The 17,765-nt window shown below is 69.3% G+C and carries 14 protein-coding genes; 7 read left to right on the forward strand and 7 right to left on the reverse strand.

Annotation, left to right across the window (positions count from 1 at the left end; genetic code table 11):
* The first annotated feature begins 33 nt into the window (after positions 1 to 33).
* Together ACWGH0_RS08310 and ACWGH0_RS08315 are read left to right on the forward strand one after the other, a co-directional pair.
* Positions 34 to 1,899: a polysaccharide deacetylase family protein gene (locus ACWGH0_RS08310; RefSeq protein WP_453403357.1), complete on the forward strand. Its 1,866-nt coding sequence runs from the start codon at positions 34 to 36 to the stop codon at positions 1,897 to 1,899.
* A 683-nt stretch (positions 1,900 to 2,582) separates the two neighbouring features.
* Entirely contained in the window at positions 2,583 to 2,885 is a 303-nt protein-coding gene (locus ACWGH0_RS08315) for a nitroreductase/quinone reductase family protein (protein ID WP_453403395.1), read from the forward strand.
* 27 nt (positions 2,886 to 2,912) lie between these two features.
* Here the strand turns inward: ACWGH0_RS08315 and ACWGH0_RS08320 are convergent, their stop codons facing one another.
* Positions 2,913 to 3,713: a bestrophin-like domain gene (locus ACWGH0_RS08320; RefSeq protein WP_453403358.1), complete on the reverse strand. Its 801-nt coding sequence runs from the start codon at positions 3,711 to 3,713 to the stop codon at positions 2,913 to 2,915.
* A gap of 283 nt (positions 3,714 to 3,996) precedes the next feature.
* On the reverse strand, positions 3,997 to 4,671 hold the full coding sequence (locus tag ACWGH0_RS08325; protein ID WP_453403359.1) for a HalD/BesD family halogenase: 675 nt from the start codon (positions 4,669 to 4,671) through the stop codon (positions 3,997 to 3,999).
* 415 nt (positions 4,672 to 5,086) lie between these two features.
* Here ACWGH0_RS08325 and uppS point away from each other — a divergent pair, with 415 nt between their 5' ends.
* The 4 genes from uppS (at position 5,087) to ACWGH0_RS08345 (ending at position 8,769) form a co-directional block, all read left to right on the forward strand.
* Complete coding sequence (gene uppS, locus ACWGH0_RS08330) at positions 5,087 to 5,797, forward strand: polyprenyl diphosphate synthase (RefSeq protein ID WP_453403360.1); 711 nt, start codon at positions 5,087 to 5,089, stop codon at positions 5,795 to 5,797.
* Between the two features lie 55 nt (positions 5,798 to 5,852).
* Positions 5,853 to 7,418 (forward strand): prenyltransferase/squalene oxidase repeat-containing protein, encoded by a 1,566-nt coding sequence (locus tag ACWGH0_RS08335; protein ID WP_453403361.1) that lies wholly within the window; start codon positions 5,853 to 5,855, stop codon positions 7,416 to 7,418.
* A complete protein-coding gene (locus tag ACWGH0_RS08340; RefSeq protein WP_453403362.1) occupies positions 7,415 to 8,059 on the forward strand; it encodes an HAD family hydrolase in 645 nt (214 codons plus the stop codon). Before ACWGH0_RS08335 ends, ACWGH0_RS08340 begins: the two co-directional genes overlap by 4 nt.
* Before the next feature lie 275 nt (positions 8,060 to 8,334).
* Entirely contained in the window at positions 8,335 to 8,769 is a 435-nt protein-coding gene (locus ACWGH0_RS08345) for a DUF1877 family protein (RefSeq protein ID WP_453403363.1), read from the forward strand.
* 715 nt (positions 8,770 to 9,484) lie between these two features.
* On the opposite strand, the gene ACWGH0_RS08350 is transcribed toward ACWGH0_RS08345, so the two are convergent.
* The 5 genes from ACWGH0_RS08350 to ACWGH0_RS08370 form a co-directional block, all read right to left on the reverse strand.
* A complete protein-coding gene (locus tag ACWGH0_RS08350; RefSeq protein ID WP_453403364.1) occupies positions 9,485 to 10,156 on the reverse strand; it encodes a hypothetical protein in 672 nt (223 codons plus the stop codon).
* Between the two features lie 11 nt (positions 10,157 to 10,167).
* A complete protein-coding gene (locus ACWGH0_RS08355; RefSeq protein WP_453403365.1) occupies positions 10,168 to 12,249 on the reverse strand; it encodes a pre-toxin TG domain-containing protein in 2,082 nt (693 codons plus the stop codon).
* A gap of 1,225 nt (positions 12,250 to 13,474) precedes the next feature.
* Positions 13,475 to 14,371 (reverse strand): alpha/beta fold hydrolase, encoded by an 897-nt coding sequence (locus ACWGH0_RS08360; protein ID WP_453403366.1) that lies wholly within the window; start codon positions 14,369 to 14,371, stop codon positions 13,475 to 13,477.
* A gap of 53 nt (positions 14,372 to 14,424) precedes the next feature.
* On the reverse strand, positions 14,425 to 15,360 hold the full coding sequence (locus ACWGH0_RS08365; RefSeq protein ID WP_453403367.1) for an NAD-dependent epimerase/dehydratase family protein: 936 nt from the start codon (positions 15,358 to 15,360) through the stop codon (positions 14,425 to 14,427).
* Between the two features lie 41 nt (positions 15,361 to 15,401).
* Positions 15,402 to 16,475, reverse strand: a complete 1,074-nt coding sequence (locus tag ACWGH0_RS08370) for an alkene reductase (protein WP_453403368.1) — start codon at positions 16,473 to 16,475, stop codon at positions 15,402 to 15,404.
* 232 nt (positions 16,476 to 16,707) lie between these two features.
* On the opposite strand from ACWGH0_RS08370, the gene ACWGH0_RS08375 reads away from it, so the two are divergent.
* A complete protein-coding gene (locus tag ACWGH0_RS08375; protein ID WP_453403369.1) occupies positions 16,708 to 17,271 on the forward strand; it encodes a MarR family winged helix-turn-helix transcriptional regulator in 564 nt (187 codons plus the stop codon).
* The last annotated feature ends 494 nt before the right edge of the window (positions 17,272 to 17,765 follow it).

The following is a 17,765-nucleotide window of genomic DNA, read 5'->3' on the forward strand; positions in this document are numbered from 1 at the left end:
CCTCCCGTCAGCCTAGACGTGCGCCCAGGTACTGTGGCGCTCACTTTCGACGACGGCCCGGACCCCACCTGGACGCCGCAGATCCTGAAACTGCTGGCCGCTGAACAGGTACCGGCGACCTTCTTCGTCACCGGCCGCCACGTAGCCGAACACCCCGAGCTGGTCCGGGCACAGGCTGCCGCAGGACACGAAGTCGGTCTGCACACCTTCACCCACGCCGACCTGGCCACAGCGCCGATCTGGCAGATGCGTCTGGAGCTCGCCGCCAGCCGTGCCGTCCTGGCCGGAGCCACCGGGACGAACACGACGCTCCTGCGACCGCCGTACTCCTCCCTGCCCGACGCGGTCAACAACCGCGACTGGCACGCCACCTTGCGCACCGGTGCGCTCGGATACCTGACCGTCCTGTCGACCGAGGACCCTCTCGACTGGGAGGCACGAAACGCCACAGACATTGTGCGCGGCGCCGCACCGCAGGGCGGCCGAGGGGCCGTGGTCCTCCTGCACGACGGCGGCGGCGACCGGTCCCAGACCGTCGCGGCCCTGGGACAGCTGATCGACACCCTCAAGGCACGCGGATACCGCTTCACCACTCTGACCCAGGCCGTCGGCCTGCCGCCCCAGACAACCTCGGCCTCAGGGCTCGAGCGCTGGTACGGCACCGCCCTGATCGGCCTGATTCAGGCAGCCCTCGCCGTGCCCCCCGCTGCGGTCTGGCTCCTGTACGCGGTGGCTCTGCTCACCACCGCCCGCCTGCTCCTTCTGGCTGCCGCCGCGTCAGCACATCGAAGGCGCGACGAAACCCGAGCCCCGGCCTCACCCCTGCCCCGCGTCTCCGCCGTCATCCCCGCCCACAACGAGCAGGACACGATCGCCTCCTGCGTACGCGCCCTGCTGGACGGCGGCTGCCCGGACATCGACGTCGTCGTGGTCGACGACGGGTCCACCGACGACACCGCGGCAGCAGCCCGCACCGTGACGGACCCCAGAGTGCGCGTCGTCACTCAATCCAACCAGGGCAAGCCCGCCGCACTCAACACAGGCGTTGCCCACGCCCGCCACGACGTTGTCCTCATGGTCGACGCGGACACCATGATTGCCACGGGCGCCGTGGCACGCCTGGCCGCCGCCATGGCCGACCCGTCGGTCGGCGCGGTGGCCGGCAACACGAAGGTCGCCAACCGCAAGGGCCTGCTGCCCCTGTGGCAGCACCTCGAATACGTCATGAGCTTCGGCCTGGAACGCCGTCTGTTCGACCTGCTCGGGGCCAGCCCGACCGTTCCCGGCGCCATCGGGGCCTTCCGACGCTCGGCCCTGGCGTCCTGCGGCGGCATCAGCGCCGACACCCTCGCCGAGGACACCGACATCGCCATGGCCCTGTGCCGGACCGATTGGCGCGTCGTCTACCGAAGCGACGCACACGCCTACACCCACGTCCCCGCGACCATTCGAGACCTGTGGCACCAACGCCACCGGTGGGCCTACGGCACCCTGCAGTCCATCTACAAGCACCGGCACGCCGTCAAGGAAACCGGCATCGCAGGCCACCTCGGCCGCCGAACCCTCCCCTACCTGTTGCTGTTCCAGCTCGCCCTGCCGCTCGCAGCACCCCTCATGGACGCCGCCGCCCTGTACGGACTCGCCTCCGGGACCACCCCCGTCCCGGCGTTCACCTGGGCAGTCTTCACCCTCGCCCAACTCGCCCTCGCCGCTTACGCCCTGCGGAGCGACAACGAAAGCCTGCGCCACCTCTGGCTTCTCCCGCTCCAGCAGATTCTCTACCGCCTGGCCCTGTGCCTGGTCACCGTCCACGCCCTGATCACCGCAGCGCTCGGGGCCAGCCCTCGGTGGCGCAATCCCTCGACACTCCGTGCGGAGGCACATACCGCAACGGTGTGACCGCCCGACCCAAGACCTGATCCAGGACCGTTCCAGGTTGTGGGCCACCGGGGTGCTGTCGAATCTGAATCTGGTGAACATGTGCTGTCGGAACTCAGGCTCTGGCACAACTCCTGTGGAGTCCAGCCAGTCCTCGGTGCCAGTGATCGGTGAGCCCAGAGAACCGGCAGGCCGACGGCTTGCTCCGAGGCGGGGCCTGCCGTTTCGGCGGCCGGGGCGGCCGGACAGCAGGTCCTCCTCTAGGAGTGTGGTCCGCTTGGCGTGGATCAGGCCGAGGAGATAGGCCTTCGTGTCCGACTTGGAGGCCACGAGCTGCTCGCGGCTGCGGTCGAGGGAGAGCAGTTCGCGGTGAGGCGGTGGTACAAGTCGCGGTCAGTGAAGGGGCGAGTAGTTCGCTGCTCACCACTGCAGGGACCGGCAGCGCGAGGCTCTGTATCGGGTCGGCGGGCCGTTGGCCATTGCGTCGAGTGGTTGTCGACGATCGCCTGGATCCGCGGGGCCAGCTGGTTGATGCGGCGGGCGGTGAACTGGAAGGTGACCAGCCGGCGCAGCCGGGTGTGCTCGGGCGGGTCGCTGGCGGGCAGGGCCGAGGGGCGCAGTACGGCCATCTCCTGGGTGGAGATGAGACTGGCCCGTACATGGTCGCCCCTGCACCCTGGGCCGGAGCCGTCATGCGTACCGCCATGGTTCCCCTGGACACCCTCCTGCCGGGCAGAAGCCGCGGCCGCCTCAGCGTCGGGAAGACTCTGGGAGTCTCCTCCCTTCTGCTGACCACCACCGGCGCCTGCACCGACCAGCCCTGCCCCACCCCCCTCTTCTACGTCGTGCACGATGGCGGCTACGCCGTTGGGGTCGAACTTCGGCCTCACACATCACCCCGCCTGGACGGCCAATCTCCTCAAGACCCCGACCGCCACAGCGCTGGTCACCGGGCAGAAGGTCCCAGTCACCGCACGCCTTCGCAATGGCCCCGAACGTGTAGGTGACCGGAGGTGGACGGCGTTTGTTCGGTTTCAGGTGGTCCGGCGGTTGCCTTGGTTGTCGCAGGGTAGTTCGGCGGCTGTATGGCGGGCGAGGAAGTCGCGTTCGGCCTGGCGTTCGGCCTCGGTGATCGCGGTGGGTTGGACGTCGATGATGCCGCCGAAGGGGCGGTCGACGTCGCGGATGATGCACAGGGTGGCCGTCAGGAGCGCGGTGATGACGGCGAGGGTGATGATCTGCCCGCGGTTGTTGCGGCGGGGGATGCATGTTCCGAGGGCCATGACGGTGATGACCAGTGTCGCGAGCAGGAACCAGAGGATCACGCTGGGGATGCTCGCGGTGGCTTGGGTGAGGCGCTCCTCGCGCTCCTCGGAGCGCTTGTTGTCGGCGGCCACGAGCATGCCGAAGACCGGCTTGCCCTCCACCTCCCGAAAGACGCGGCGGAAGTCGGTGGACCAGATGCTGGGCGCCGCGGAGCCTTTGCCGTCGCCCATGGCGGGCCATTCCTGGACGCGTACGGCACGGGCGTAGCAGACGGCGTCCGCCTGGATTGCGGCGCGTGGCGCGGCGGGGGCGTATTCGGCTGCCTCGACGAGCTGGTCGACGGCCCGGGCCTCGCCGCGTGAGGCGACCTCGGCCTTGCCGTACGAGCCGTTGGCGGTGACGAGGACGAACGCGAGCAGCAGCACGGTCAGCGTCAGCAGAGGGCCCACCAGGTCTTTCACCGCCATACCCGAGTCGTCGTCCTCGTCCAGGAGGCGGGGACGAAGGAACCGGTTCGCGGCAAGGCCGGCGAGCAGGGCCAGTACGGCGACGACGATGACAAGAATCACGGACGGACACCTCCGGGATTGGGAGAAGACCCCGGCTTAGGGGCGCCGGGATCATGTCCCGCGCCGTGTGCCGCGCAGAACAGAGGAAACGTCTCTTCGCCCCCGAACGAGGGACGCCTGTTGTGCCGGAGAGCGGCACTACATGCCAAAACCACTAACGGCCCCCCAGCGCACGCACGCTAATGCCTGAGGCCATGTCCGCCCCGGCCTTCGCGGGACCCCTTTGGAGTGCACCCGCTCAGCTCTTCGCCCCGGCTGCGGCCGCCCCTGGCCGGTTGTTGGCTCAGTTGTAGAGGAGGGAGGCGGTCGTGGTGGTCGCTCCTTGGCGGCCGGGTGTGGTGTAGGCGAAGTTGAGTACGGTACGCCGCAGCCCTTGACGCTCGAGCGGGGTGACGCGGTGGGCGGTGAGGTCGCTGCGCAGGAGGTAGCCGTCGGCCGGCCGGTGATGCACGCGCCGGGCGCCGGGCGTGTCGAGGGCGTCGAGATCGCCGCGGCCCGGATGGAACTCCAGCAGTCCGCCGTCCGTGGGGTGCGGCGGGGCTTCCAGGAAGAGGACCAGGGCGAGCGGGTAGTCGTCGGTGTGCGCGCCGTGGGTGTCCCCGGGGCGGTGCAGGACGTTCAAAACGTGCCGCTCGACGGGGTCGTGCACGGCGACGACCGCCTCGCCCAGCAAGGAGGCAAGCAGACGCATCAGATCCCGATCCTCGTAGAGACGCGTGATCACCGGTGAAGCGCGGGCGATCTGGTGTCCCCCGAGCGTGGTCATGTGGCGGGGGCTGTCCGCCATGCCCGGCATGCGGAAGTCCCGCCGCACCGCGTCGGCCTCCAGCCTCCGCGCTTCTCCTCCCAACTCCGCGAGCCCGGTGGGGCCGAGGAGCCCGGGTAGGGCGACGTAGCCGTCGGCGGAGAACCGCCGGCGCAGGGACTCCCAGCGCGGCGGCACAGGTAACGAGAACACGGCCGATGCATCCCCACCTGCCCGCAGGGGGCAAACCCGCTCACATCTGGACCCCGTCTCGCACAGAGAAGGCCGCTTCGTGAGCTGGCAGTACATGGCACGCACGTGAAGATCCAACATGGAGGTACAGGGACCGCCGCGCACACTGCCGCGACGGAAGCCCCGCACACGCTCATCTCGAGAGGACAGGCGGGGGCGGCGGTCGCCCCTGACGGCACCAACGCCGAACATCTGGGACCGTTCTGGCGCCTCATCAGGATGGGCGTGCGGTCCGGTCGGAAAACGAAGGAAACGGTCGAGTTCGATCGCGTTTGGGGCAGTATGGATGGATTTCGGCGCTGGCCTGTCGTACGCGCCGCGGGAGGTGTCATGGTCGGGTTGAAAGGGATCTCCGTACGGACGGCAGGGTGATCGCGTGTCTTCGCAGGTTTCGGCGACGCTGCCCAGGCCGCGTCATCTGGCGATTCTCCCGGACGGGAACCGGCGGTGGGCCACGCGGCACGGGCTGGTGCCGTCGCAGGCGCACCGGCACGGGTTCGGGCGGATCCCCGACGTGGTGAGGTGGTGTCAGGACAGCGGGGTCGGCGTGGTCTCGTTCTTCATGATCTCGGACGAGAACGTGCGCAAGCGGTCGGAGGAGGAGCGGCTGCACGGTTTCTCGGCGGTGCGGGACCTGCTGGCGGTGCTGCTCGCGGAGCCCGGCTGGCGGATCGGTCACGTCGGTGATCCGGCGCTGTTGCCCGCCTACCTCGTCGAGGCGTTGGCGCGGGCGCAGGAGGCGAGCGCCGACCGGGAGGGTCTGCTGGTGAATCTGGGTGTGGGTTACGGCGGGCGGGCGGAGATCCTGGCGGCGGTCCAGCGTGCCGCCACCGTCCTTGCCGCCGGCGGCGGGAGCGGCGAGGTGACGGAGGAGTTCTTCTCCCGGCATCTGTCGACCGCCGGTCAGCCCGATCCGGATCTGGTGGTGCGTACCTCCGGGGAGATGCGCACGTCGGGGTTCATGCCGTGGCAGGCGGCGCAGGCGGAGTGGTTCTTCTGCGAGAAGCTGTGGCCGGATTTCGGCCGTGCGGACCTGGAGTCGGCGCTGGCTGCCTACGGGTTGCGGCAGCGCCGTCTGGGTGCTTGAACGGCCGGCCCGCACGGTGCGGTGTACCGGGAAGTCGTCATGGGAACGGGTGGGGATGAGCGGTTCGGTCGGTGTGTCGGTCAAGGCGCCTTCTTCGCCCGGCGATGGCGGCGCGGCGGGAGCGTGGACAGGGGCGGGGGACGCCCTGGCGAGGGCAACGGAGGTCGCCGTCGCCACCCAGGCCGCGGACGGGGGCTGGCACGTGCCGGCCGAGCCGCGAATCCTGGAGACCGCCGTGGTCGCCTGCTCCCTGGCCGGCGTTAAGGGCGCGAAGGAGGCGCACGCCCGGGCTGTGGAATGGCTGGCGCGAGCCGAGCCGCAGCAGCACGACGCGTTCGTGACAGCCGCCGACCGGTGGCTGGTCACCGTCACCACCGGTGACCCGGCGGCGCTCGCGCACCCGCCGGCGCCGCAGGGGCCGCACGTGAGGCGGGCCATGTACCTGCACGCCGTAGCCTGCGCGGTCCAGGCCCCGGGAGCCGACCCGACCCGGTTGCTGGCAGATGCCCGCCGCGCCCTGGCCGCAGGGGCCGCTGCCCGGGTCAAGCCCTGGCAGCGGGCGATGCTGCTGGCCTTCGAGGCCATCGCCCGCCACACGCTCGGACAGCCGGCGGACCCGGCCACAGTGGAGGAGTACGGGCGGGCGCAATCCGCGGACGGCACCTTCTACGCGATGCCGTTCGTCACCGGTGTGGTCCACTTGGCGCTGAACCTCACCGCCCCTGACCATCCGGTGACCCGGCGCTGCCTTCAGGGCCTGCTGGCCAGCCAGCAGGCGGACGGCACCTGGCGGTTCCTGGTCGCCGACATCTGGGACACCGGCCTGATGGTCCGTGCCCTGCGCGGCCAGCCGCACTTCGAGGGGGCCGCCCTTCCCGGGGCCCTGGCCTACCTGCACGCGGCGCAGAATGAGGACGGCGGCTGGGCGTGCAACGCCGAGATGGAGTCCGACAACGACACCACCGGAAACACCCTCCTCGCCCTCGCCGACAGCCCGTGGACCAACCGCGGCCGCGCCGCCGCCGCCGGGTACGCCCGCCGCCTCCAAATGCCGGAGGGGCTGTGGACGACGTGGCACTCCAGCGACGACACTCCCACGCCCGATGTCACCGCCCACATGGCCGCCGGCACCGCCGCCACCGGCCTGCCCGGCCTCGACCTTGCCCCCGCCCGCCGCTGGCTCGCCGCCCAGGCCAAGGGCGGGCACTGGCCCAGCGACTGGTACGTACCCCCGGCCTACGGCGCCGCCGAGGTCGCCGTCCACTTCGCCACCCCAGCCCAGCAGAACCAGACCGTCCGCGCCCTACTCCATGCTCAACGCGCGGACGGCGGCTGGCCCCGCCTGCCGGACGAGGCCTACTCCAGCCCCACCGCAACCGGTCTCGCCCTCACCGCGCTCACCGCCCTCACCCACGAAGGCCATGACGCGACCTCGGCGGCGGTGCAGCGGGCCGTGCGCTTTCTCGCCCATACCCAGACTGGCGAGGGGACGTGGCACGACCGGCCGATCATGACCGGCCCCCGCCCCTTCCTCTCCGTCACCTCCGCCCAAGTCCACGCCCTGGCCGCCCGCGGACTGCGCGACGCCCTCACCCACCACACCGGCCAGGGCCACCGGTGAACCCCGCCACCACCCCGCAACTGCGCCACGAGGACCGCGAACTCCTCGCCGCCCTCGACCCGGCAGCAGTGATCTTCGACTTCGACGGCACCCTCGTCCACACCGACGCCCTCAACACCGACGCCATCCGCGCCAGCTTCACCGACCTCGCCATCACCGTCCCCGACGCCTGGCTCCACAACACCGCCCTGGCGGACCTGACGGTCCTGCGCACCCGGCTGCGCGACGACCTCGGCCTCGACCTGCCGGGCACCGACGCCCAGTTCGTCGACCGCACCCGCGCCCACTGGCTCAACCGCGCCCACCGCATCCGGCCGATGCCGCGCGTCGCGGCCGCCGCCCGGCACCTGTCCGCCGGCCTGCCCGTCGCGATCGCCACCGCCAACGACGGCCGGCTCGTCCGCGCCGCACTCAAGCTCACCGGACTCGACTCGCTGTTCGAGACCCTCGTCGCGCGCGAGCACGTCACCCGCCTCAAGCCCGCCCCCGACGCCTACCACCTCGCCGCCCAGGCCCTGGCCCAAGCCCCCGGCCGGTGCCTCGCCTTCGAGAACACCGACGACGGCCTCACCTCCGCCCTCACCGCCGGCATCCCCGTCATCGATGTCCGCCACGCCTCCTGGACCCCGCAGCATCCCTGAGCGGCAGAACGAGAACCGCGCGCTCGCACCCACCGGCGAAGCACGCCGGCACTCACGCCACCGGCACAACCCACAGGCCCGCCAGCCGCCACGCCGTCGGGGCCGTCGACGGGCGAGTCGTACCGGTCGGGCTACCACCGGGCTAGGCCGTGTATCGAAAGAGTCCTGCTGAACACCGCGAGCCGATTTCGACGGCACGTGGCTGTCAGTGCCCTCAAGTAGGTTCTGTCCGTTCGGCCTGACAGGTGGGTCGTGGAGCTGAGGGATTCGTCGTAGTGAGCATCTACCTGCACTTTCGTGCCGTGGCTGAGTCCGAGATCCGGGATGACCACACCTGGCTCGCCGCGTTCATGTCTGAGGCTTGGGAGAACGACGACGCCGAGTACGCCGCAGGCATCGCCCACTCGATCAACAAGGGCTGGGACGCTGTAAATGACCTCTACGCAGCCGCCGATGCCCTCTATACAGACGCCGACGAGCCCTGGAATTTGCCGATCTACGGCGGCCGCCCGGTACCCCACAGCGCTGACGCCGATCCCTCCGATCCCCCGCTGATGCTTCTGGAGCCGTCTGGGGTGTCACAGGCCGCGCGTTTCCTTATGAATGTCTCTTTCGACGAGCTGTGGAACGTCGTCGACGCAAGGTTCAGCGCCCTCGGCCGGACCAAGCAGGAGCACCTCGAACATCACAGGAACCTCCAAGAGTTCTAGGGACAGGCGGCTTCGGCAGGCCACGCGGTGGTCAAAGCGGTATGGGCTTGAGTCGTGGCTACGTGCTGATCACAGCCATTCGTTGATGGCCGCGACCAGCACGGTCGCCTCGTAGCGGACGGCGAGTTTGTCGTACCGCACCATCACGGTCGTGACGTCCGACTACAACAACAACCTCAGGGACGTCCCCTTCACCGTCGCCGTCCTGTAACGGACAACGCGTCTGCCGCCCCGCTCTCGCGTATGCCAGGTCCTCACGGACGCCGGGGGAGGGGCGACGGGTCGACGCGCGACCACAACACCGGTACCCGGGCTGCAAAAGGCCCGGGGGCCGGTACGCGAAACGCTGACGGATCGTCCCCGGCTCTGCCCGGCTGGTCCGCTGACGGCACGCCCAAACCGAGAAACGGGACGATCCGACGCAGGTTGGCCCACAGGCCATCGGCCGCTGCGAGCACCGCTCTTCCCGATCTGGGACAAGACGCTGCCGACGGTCACCGCGATCTGACTGCAACATCATCTCACCGGCGCCGCCACTAACCTCGCCCGCGTCATGCGGGCTCACCGGCCAATTCCGTTGCGCCCTCACGAAGTCAGTTCACCCTTCAGGTGTTCTGCCCCGCTAAATTAGAGCCAGCGGGGCAGAACACCCCAACAGAGCCCGAGACCAAGCTGGCCGGAGGCTTCTGCTGCAACACTTTTGACCGTAGGCAGGTCAGTGCACGAGGTATCGGACCGCGTCTACGACGTGCGGTCCGTGCCCGAACGCTGCACTGAGGCGTTCCAGGCGGCCGTACGTCTCGGGGGACAGGCGTGTGCCCCAACTGTTGGCGGCGCAGAGCACGAAACGGAAGGCCAGTTCGGCGCAGACGGTCTCGGCGCAGCGCCGCAGCGTTGTCCGGGTGAGGCCGAGCGGTACGTCGCTTTGGCGGGACTGGCTGAGCAGACCCACAAGAGCCACCACTTCAGGTGTCAGCCTCCGGTGCTCGATCGCCGCCGGTGAGGCGCCGTCGGGTACGCATGGTGGGACCGTCGAGCAGGAAGCAACTGAGGCACCGCGCGAGCGGGCGATGGGGACGAGGAAGGACAGTACCTCGTCCAGCCACTCACGCTCCTTGCCGGGGAGATGGGGGGCACCGAGAGAAATGCCCGTCGCTCGCCACAGCAGGCCGATCTCCTCGCCCCTGAGAACGGAGGTCCGCAAGCGCAGGAGGTCCTCGATGACCAGAAGAACAGAGGTCGGGTCGCCCTGCGTGCCGTACCGCTGGGCGATGTGGTCCAGCGCGTCGTCGGCATAATTGGTCCAGTCGAGGTGGAAGGTGGTGGCCAGGTCGGTCGCTCCGAAGTCGAAGATGAGGTCATCCCGTTCAGCTACGGGATTGTGCATGGAGGACTCCTCTACAGCACCGGGTAAGCGGTTAGGACATAGAAGCCGCCGGGCTTGTGGCCCTTCTTAATGGCCAGGGTCACCTTAAAGCTGTTGCTGGTCGTGGGGCTGTAGTTGCCAAGGTGGTCCATGCTGTCGCCCAGCGATCCGGTGCCGTACGTGCCGGTAAGGGTGAGCTGCTGCGGCTTGCCGGGTTTGCCGGCGTCCTGGACGAACTTCTCGATGCGCGCCTTGTTCTGCTCGACGAGCTGGTTGACCGCCTTTTGGGCAAGGTCGGCGCTGGACCAGCGAGAGTTGGGTGTGGGCTGGCCCCGCTTGCGGGTCTTACTGATGGCGAGGTTCTTCATCTGCTGCTGGTTGACATCGACGTGTTCGTCCAGTGTGTGTGCGACGCCCGGGAACATTCGCTCGGCGCGCGCCAGGTCGGTGCAGTTGTGGACGAGGACATCGTCGGTGCCGACCTGGACGTAGTAGCTGTCGATTCCGCTGACGTCGAGGTCGTATGTGTCCTGCCGTTCGTCGGAGCGGTCGGTGGCGGTGACCGTCACAAGGCCGCCCTCGGGGGTCCGCAGGCGGTCGCCGGGCCGCAGTTCGCCGGCCGGGACCCAGCTGGCGCGCTCGGGCAGCCAGTACCGGTGGTTGTCGGTGGAGGTGACAGTGTCCTGTCGGCGGGAGTCTTCCTGGTCGGCGGCCACGGTCAGGCGGACGAAGGTCTTGTCCGTGTAGGCGGATGTGAACGGCACCGACTGGACCGGCCGCGGCCGTGTCAGCTCGCCATCGCCACCAGGGTCCGTCGCCAGGACCAGATCGCCCGCACGAACGTCCTCGATCGGCTTGTGCGAGCCGTCCGCCATCAGCACCGGTGTACCGGCCGGGAAGCTGTTGCACTCGAACACCGCGTCGCCCTTGCGCGCGCCCTTGATGTCGTCCGGGAGGAGCTTGCCGCCCAGCTTGAGCCAGCGCAGTACGGCCAGGGAGCCGAGGCCCCGGTCGAAGCCGCTGATGTGGTCGCCAGTCACCAGGTCCTTACCGGTGACGGCCTCGACGATGCCCTTGCCGTCCCCGACGCCCGGCAGCATGCCGAGCAGGATCGACATGCGGCGCTGCTGCTCGGCACTGTCCAGGCTGGACGAGTTGTCGCTCCACGTCTTGCCCAGGTCGGAGAAGTCGAACTCGAAGGCGGGCACTTCGTGAAGTCCTTCGGCGGCCTTTTTGATGGCGGGGACGACCTTGTTCATGTCGTCGACGCCCTTGTTGGCCTCGCCGATGCCTTCGTTGAGCTGCCCCATGCCCTTGTTGGCCTGGCCGATGCCTTCGTTGAGCTGCCCCATGCCCTTGTTTGCCTTGGCGATGGACTTGTTCATGTCGTCGAGCGAGCCGTTGATGTCGTCGAGGGCGTCGTTCATCCCGTTCAGCCCGCGGTTCATCTGCGCGAAGCCGGCGTTCATCTGGTCGAAGGCCTTGCTGATGCCGTCGAGGCTGCCCTTGACGCTGTTGACGGCCTTCTGGAATTTCGGGTCACCGACGATCTTCGCCAGCATCAGGATCAGCTGGATGAGCATCAGTGTCAGCTGGATCATGACCAGGATGGTCTCGATCGTCTCCAGTACGTCCCGGATCAGCTTGTCGATGTCGCTCTGGGCGCCGGCGGCGACCGCGCGGATCTGTCCCTCGACCTGCTTGCGGTACTCGGGGTCCGCGATGGTGCTCGGGTCCTGCTTGAAGGCCTCCTTCAGCTTCTGCAGCCCGGTGACCTCCTTCTTCACCGTGCCGAAGTGGTCGACGGTGTCCTTGTGGAGGTAGTGGATGCCGTACGCGAACATGCCCAGCCCCGCGCCGACTTTGACCGTCTTACCGGCGAAGTCCCGGTAGCAGGCAGGCTTCTCCAGGAGCGGCAGCTTGCCGCAGCCGGAGAGGGCGGCGGTGCCCTTGGCGATGGAGGCGAGCCGGTCGGTGTCGAGCCCGGCCTCCGCGCGGACGAGCTCCTTCTCCGCGGCGACGACCTTGATGCTTTGTGCGGCGAGCGCGCTCTCCTTACCCATGCCGAGCGTCACGAAGAGGCTGAGCAGGAGAAGGAGAGAAACGGCCCGCAATCTCGAATGCTGATACATACACGTCCCGTGCCTGAGGGCGCGGCGCCACCGGATGGTCGGTCCGGCGCGGCCTGCGCCCTGTATTCCCCCGGGAGGACGCGCCGCAGACACGGCGACCCCCCGATTTACCGACGAGTAGCTTACGGCCTCTGCGGCCCCACCTGATCACCAAGACGCAGACGCCCCGGACTTTCCCGGGCGCCGCAGCCCGCGCCACCTACTCGGAGGCCGGAACGCTAGCCGCGCCCCGGCACGGGACGGCCTTGGGCCGGTCGACAGGGCAATGGCTGACCCATCTCCGGCGTCCCGGCCGGAGAAACCCGAGGACGCCATGACCACGGCACCCGACCCGCACACCCCGCCGACCCTGGCGGACACCGCTGCGACGGCGGGCCCCGCGACAAGCCCCGCTCCCAGCCCCGCCGCTTCCGGCCGCCGTCTGACGGTTGTTGCTGATCAGACCCCCGATGTGCCTGCTCCGGCCGGTTGCAACTCCTCTTCTCCTGTTACTGATGTACCTGGAGAAGCGTCCCGGCCCCGGAAGGCCGCGGCGAGGAAGGCCGGCGCGGACCTCCGCGGCGAGGTCCTGCTCACCCTCGCCCAGCTGCGCTTGGCCACACCCCGCCAGCTCAAGGCACGCTGCTGCCCCATAAGCAGGACACCGACCATGTCCGCCGCGCGCTGCGCAATCTGCTCGTTGAATCCCCGGCCCTGGTCGGCCGGACTCACCGCGCCCAGCAGAGCTACTGGTACTGCACCCCGGCGGGTCTCGCCGAAGCCGCTTCCTCCGGTGAGCTCGCGCCGGCGGCCGGCCGGACGACGGGGAAGCGCATCGCGGCCAGCAGGAAGGGCCTTCGGGAGCACGGCCTCGCCCTGGTCGACACCGTCATCACCTTCCACCAGGCGGAGGTGGCGGACCATGCCGACTGGCAGGTAGAAGTCGCCCACCCCACCCCGGCCGGCAACCTCCTGCCCGACGCCATGGCGCTTTTGGCCGACGGCTCCAGCGCGTTCGTGGAGATTGACCGCACCATGTCCTACGCCCGCCTGATCTCCAAGCTGGAGCGCCACGACGCCTACCGCAACGCACCGCCGTCCGGGCGCGGAAACGCCGCCCGCGCCCCGCGCAACCACTCGCTCACCGCGGCTTGGGCGCTGCGTCCGCATCAGGAAACGGAGCCGTTCACCTCGCCCCTCACCGCGCGGCTGATGCTGACCGGTCGGGTCAGCGCAGGAATTCCAGCAGCCGCTTCGTCAGCTCCTGCGGAACTTCTTCGGGCAGGAAGTGACCGGCTCCGGGGATGACCTGTTCGGTGACGTCGGTGGCTACCAGGCGCATGGTCTCTGCGGGGATGGTGCCGGTGCTGTACTGGCCGCCGATGGCCAGGACCGGGATGGTCAGCGGTCCCTGGTCGCGCCAGTGCTGGACGTGCTCGGCGGTGGTGTCGAGGGTGCGGTAGTACTCGAAGCTGGCACGCCGGGCGGCCGGGTCGCGCAGGTGGTCGACGTACAGGTCCACGGCGTACTGCGGGATGGCGCCGGGGGTGGCGGTCTTGGTCGCGAACTGGTGGCCGAAGTAGATCTCCTCGCGGCCGGCGATCAGGCGTTCGTTGAGGTCTGCGAGGCGGTTGATGACGAAGTGCGACATCAACTCGTTGGTGGCCGGGTCCGTCAGCATCGGTGGGAACGGAGTGAGGCCGGGGAGGATCGACTCGGCGCCGACGAAACGGGTGACGCGGTCGCGGTGGGTTGCGGCCAGGGCGTAGGCGACCAGCATGCCCAGGTCGTAGCCGACGACGGCGAAGCGGTCGTGACCCAGGGCGGTCATCAGCTCGGCCATGTCGTCGGCGAGGGTGAGGGCGTCGTAGCCGGTGTCGGGCTTGTCGCTGGCACCCATGCCCCGCAGGTCGGGGGCGATGACGGTGAAGTGCTCGGCGAGGGCGGGCATGGCCAGGCGCCAGCTGTACCAGAACTGGGGCCAGCCGGGCAGGAGCAGCAGCGGCGGGCCGTCGCCGCCGACGACGGCGTGCAGGGTGACCTCCTTGGTGGTGACGGTGCGGCTGGTGAAGGTGTCGGTGAACCCGGCGGGCAGGCTCGGGACGTCGGTGACGGTGAACGTCATGGGGGTTTCTCCTCGGGACGGGAAACGCGGCCTTGATGGTGGCGGTTTTGGGGTCAGCCGACGGCGCGGCGCAGGAGTGTTTCGGAGGCGTCGAGGAAGCGGTCGTTGTAGTCCGTGCCGAGTCCAGGGGTTGGCAGGAGCACCTGGGCCTTGTTGTTGAATATCAGGGCGTTGCGGCCGTTGAGGTCGTCGGTGAACAGCAGGGGGACGATCCTGGCCGCGTAGGTCTGGGGGGAGGGGCCGGCCAGTCCGACCGCGGCTTCGGCCAGACGGTGCAGGAGGCTGCCCTCGCCCAGGTAGTTGGAGCGGATATCGGTCTTGATCAATCCGGGGTTGAGGCCGAAGTACGCCGGCCCGGGCAGTCTGCGGTCGCCCGCGAGTACGAGGACCTCGTTGCCGGCGACGGTGTTCATGTGCGCGGCCATCGGTTTGTAGTAGTGCTCGGAGTTCAGGTCCTCGAGCCGGCCGACGTTGCCGGCCCCCGGTGCTCCCATGATGAACACCCGCGCCTGGGGGGAGCTGTCCGGGCGGGCGGTTCCCAGCCTGGGGCTGAGGCCCTTCAGGACCGCGAGGCGGCTGAGGTAGCTGACGGCCAGGTCCCGCTCGATGCCTTCGGCGGTTTCCTCCCGGGTCTTGGCGGCCATGATGCCGAGCGAGAAGAAGGCGACGTCGTAGGTTTCCGCGGGGAGGTTCCTGCCCAGCCGGACGGCCTCGCGCATCGAGGTCAGGTCCGCCTGGACGAAGGTGCGCCGGTCCGTGGGGTGGTCGCGGAAGGTCCGTCCGACCACGGTCACCTCGGCGCCGAGGGCCAGGGCCTGCTGGGCCACGGCCCGGCCCAGGCCCCCTGTCCCGCCTACGACGAGTACGCGCTTGGCTGTGAGATCCAGCTGCTCGATGGAGGGGGTGTAAATCGTGGTCGTACGGTCGACGGTGCCGTTCAGCCGCGCTTTGGGCTTCTTCGTGGCTGCCGAGCTGTTGGGAGGGTTCATTGCGGGTGCCTTCGTTCCTGGTGCGGGTTGGGTGTGTCGGGTCAGGGCAGGGCGGGGTAGTCGGTGTAGCCGTGCTCGTCGCCGCCGTAGGTGGTGGCCCGGTCGGGGGTGTTGAAGGGGCCGCCGCGTGCGAGGCGTTCGGGCAGGTCGGGGTTGGCCAGGAACAGGGCGCCGTAGGCGATCAGGTCGGCGGCGCCGTCCTGGATCAGGTCCAACTCCTGGGGGCCTGTGGGCTCGGTGCCGGTGAACGGGTTGAGGATGAAGGTGCCCGGCCACTGGCGGTGCAGCCGAAGCGTCAGCCCGCGGGCCCCGGCGGACTCCATCTGGTGCAGGTAGGCGAGGTTCAGTGGGGCCAGGGCGTCGACGAGAGCGGCGTAGGTGAGCTCCATGTCGTCCTGGTCGGCTTCGGAGATGTCGTTGAAGGGGTTGCCGGGCGACATGCGGAAGCCCACCCGTTCCGGACCGATCGCCTCGGCGACGGCCTTCGCCGTCTCCACCGCGAAACGGATGCGGCGCTCCGGGGAGCCGCCCCATGCATCGGTTCGCGTGTTGGAGTTCGGGGCGAGGAACTGGTGGATGAGGTAGCCGTTGGCGCCGTGCAGTTCCACGCCGTCAAAGCCGGCTTCGACGGCGTTGCGGGCGGCGGTGGCGTAGTCGGCGATGCTCTGGGCGATCTCTGTCTCGGTCAGCTCACGGGGGGTGACGAAGTCCTTCGGGCCCTCGTTGGTGTAGACCTGGCCCGCGGCCCTGACCGCGGAGGGCCCGACCGGGGTCAGGCCTGTCAGGCTGGGGTGGCCGACCCGTCCGGTGTGCATCAGCTGCAGGAAGATCACCCCGCCGCGCTCGTGGACGGCGCCGGTGACCTTCTTCCAAGCCTCGATCTGCTCGTCGGAGTGGATGCCGGGGGTGTTCGGGTAGCCCTGACCGACCGCTGAGGGCTGGGTTCCCTCGGTGACGATCAGCCCGGCGCCGGCGCGCTGGCCGTAGTAGGTGGCCATCAGGTCCGTGGCGGACTGGCCGGGCCCGTAGGCGCGGCTGCGCGTCATCGGGGCCATCACGATGCGGTTGGCCAGCCGCGTGCCGGCCAGGTCGTAGGGGGAGAAAGCCTTGTTCATGATCGTCGTCCCTTGTTCGTACGGGCCCGTGGCAGGGCTACTGTCGCCAGACGTTCTGACGTTACCTGCTCGAACAAGTAAAGCTCACTGTGCATTCCCCGAGTCGTCCGCTAAGGCAATCCAGGTGTCAAAGCGCAGGATTTCTTACCGAACCGACGCCTTCCCTGGCTGGTCTGGGCCTAGACTGGGAAGGGCATACATGTCTGGACAGTTACCCGAGGAGCGCAGCATCATGATCCGTCCAGAATTCGAGGCTCCCGGGCCGGAGGCTGCCGAAGCGGCCCACGTGACGATGCCGCCCTCGGTCCAGGCGGGGCCGATGGCCCACGCGATCTTCCGGGTGGCCAGGCTGCACCGCATGCTCGCCGGGCAGCTCCTGCGCCGGGTCGGCCTCCACCCCGGTCAGGAACTGGTGATGATGCAGCTGTGGGACCTGGGGCCTCAACGCCAGATCGACCTGGTACGGCTGCTCGGGTCCGATGCGGCCACCATGACCCGCACCGTCAAGCGGCTCGAACACGCCGGGTTCGTTCGCCGCCGCCCCAGCCCCACCGACAAGCGGGCAACCATCATCGAGCCCACCGAGGCCAGCCTCGCCCTGCGCCATCAGGTCGATGAGATCTGGGCACAGTTGGAGGAATGCACCGCCGGGGAAATGCCCAAGGAGCGGCAGGCCGAGGCCGTCCAAGTCCTGGACCAGATCGAGGCGAACCTGGCCCTGGCCGCGACCCGGCATGCGCCACAGGAAACCGGAGATCCGGCCGCCCCGCCCGAGGGGCGGGCCGGCCACAGCTAGCCGATCGCGCCCCGGGCGGCTCACCGGGCCTAGGCCCTGGACAACATTCCCGACGAGGAGAAGCGGTGCGCCGCCATCGAAATCCTCTCGACCCCCACCGTGCCCTCGGCGCAGCGGTGACCACCGACTTCCTCAAGCGTCCAACGGCAAGATCACCGGTCTGCTCCGCCCGCCGGTCGCGTTGTGGTGTGATGAGCGACGACCAGCACTCGCCATCAGGTCGATCCCGCCGAGGTCGAGCGGGTCGAGAGGCCCGCGAGCACGTTCAGGGCGGCAGCCCGCCCGTTGTGGCGGACCGCCACATCGAGGCGGTCCGCCGACTCGGCCGGACGCTGGTTCCCCGCCCCTGCTTACCGCCTGCCACGGGTTCATGGCCGCAGCCGGGTGGGCGGGGCCCCCTGTCGGGATCGCCCCTGGGCGAGGAGAACGGACGGTCGGGCACGAGACCGGGGCAGTGGCGCGCCGTGCTCGCCCGGACGCCGCTGCCCACCCGG

It is taken from the genome of Streptomyces sp. NPDC054887, assembly GCF_053610585.1.

Bases quoted from the DNA above. Each gene is read 5' to 3' on its own strand.
- ACWGH0_RS08315 (WP_453403395.1), top strand. From the start codon at position 2,583: ATGGTTCCCCTGGACACCCTCCTGCCGGGCAGAAGCCGCGGCCGCCTC.
- ACWGH0_RS08335 (WP_453403361.1), top strand. From the start codon at position 5,853: ATGAGCGGTTCGGTCGGTGTGTCGGTCAAGGCGCCTTCTTCGCCCGGC.
- ACWGH0_RS08350 (WP_453403364.1), bottom strand. From the start codon at position 10,156: ATGCACAATCCCGTAGCTGAACGGGATGACCTCATCTTCGACTTCGGA.
- ACWGH0_RS08360 (WP_453403366.1), bottom strand. From the start codon at position 14,371: ATGACGTTCACCGTCACCGACGTCCCGAGCCTGCCCGCCGGGTTCACC.
- ACWGH0_RS08365 (WP_453403367.1), bottom strand. From the start codon at position 15,360: ATGAACCCTCCCAACAGCTCGGCAGCCACGAAGAAGCCCAAAGCGCGG.
- ACWGH0_RS08370 (WP_453403368.1), bottom strand. From the start codon at position 16,475: ATGAACAAGGCTTTCTCCCCCTACGACCTGGCCGGCACGCGGCTGGCC.
- ACWGH0_RS08375 (WP_453403369.1), top strand. From the start codon at position 16,708: ATGATCCGTCCAGAATTCGAGGCTCCCGGGCCGGAGGCTGCCGAAGCG.